Source organism: Kocuria subflava, from assembly GCF_012163155.1.
GTDB lineage: Bacteria > Actinomycetota > Actinomycetes > Actinomycetales > Micrococcaceae > Kocuria > Kocuria subflava.
On the sequence record NZ_JAAVUN010000090.1, the window covers coordinates 1 to 979 of the forward strand.

A 979-nucleotide genomic window follows, 5' to 3' on the forward strand; every position below is an offset into this window, starting at 1 on the left:
AGCGGGTCGTCCTTACGGCCTCTGCGTTTGTGGAGCTGCTGCTGGATCCGGCGCCGACAGTCGTCCAGAGCGTCCCCGGCGAGGCGGACGACGTGGAACGGATCCATCACCGCGACCGCGCCGGGCAGGGCCTCGCTGGTGGCGGTCTTGAACCCGGAGAACCCGTCCATCGCGACGACCTCGATACGGTCCTTCCACGCCTCGGGGCGGGCCTCCAGCCAAGCCTTGAACGCTGCTTTGGAACGTCCCTCGAGCATGTCCAGCAGCCTCGCCGGCCCGGTCTTGTCCCTGATGGGGGTGAGGTCGATGATCACGGTGACGTACTTGTCGCCGCGGCGGGTGTGGCGCCAGACATGTTCATCGACGCCGATCACGCGAACGCCGTCGAAGCGGGCCGGGTCATCGATGAGCAGTCGTTTCCCCTCGGCCAAGACGGCGTCGTTCGCGGTGTGCCAGGCCACGCCCAGCCCAGCGGCGACCCGCGCGATCGAAAGGTGATCGATGACCAGGGCCTCCAGCGCCCAACGCATCCCGCCACGGGAGAGCTTCGCCCGCTCGGCCGCTGCAGCGGTGATGTCCTCGCGCCAGCGGTACCCGCAGTGGTCACACCGGTAACGGCGGATCCGTACTAACAGCGTCGTGGGACGGTGACCGAACGGCTCATGCGCCAGGGTCCGCGAGATGGAGCCCCGCGAGGTCGAGAGTGCTCCGCAGGCGCGGCACCATGGATCCTCCTCGGCGACCCGGCATTCCAGCACCGCTCGGTGGGCCGTGAGTCTTTGGCCGACCACGACCAGACCGAGCTCCTCGAGCCGGGTGAAGGTCGTCAGGTCGGGGCTGTCGAAGGTAGCGTTGGGCACGTCGAGGTCTTCCTGATGGTGAGCGTGAGAACTTCCATCTTCGGGAGACCTCGGCGTCTATCCCGGCACCGACGCGCCCGGCCCACGCCCCGCAGCTACCCTCTCAGCTGCGAAGAGCC

1 protein-coding gene is annotated in these 979 nt (G+C 68.2%); it reads right to left on the bottom strand.

Annotated features, from left to right (window positions below; translation table 11 throughout):
* Window positions 1–860, bottom strand: an 860-nt coding sequence (locus GTW58_RS13100) for an ISL3 family transposase (protein WP_168023561.1), incomplete at its 3' end; no start/stop codon positions are given.
* Window positions 861–979: the final 119 nt, after the last annotated feature.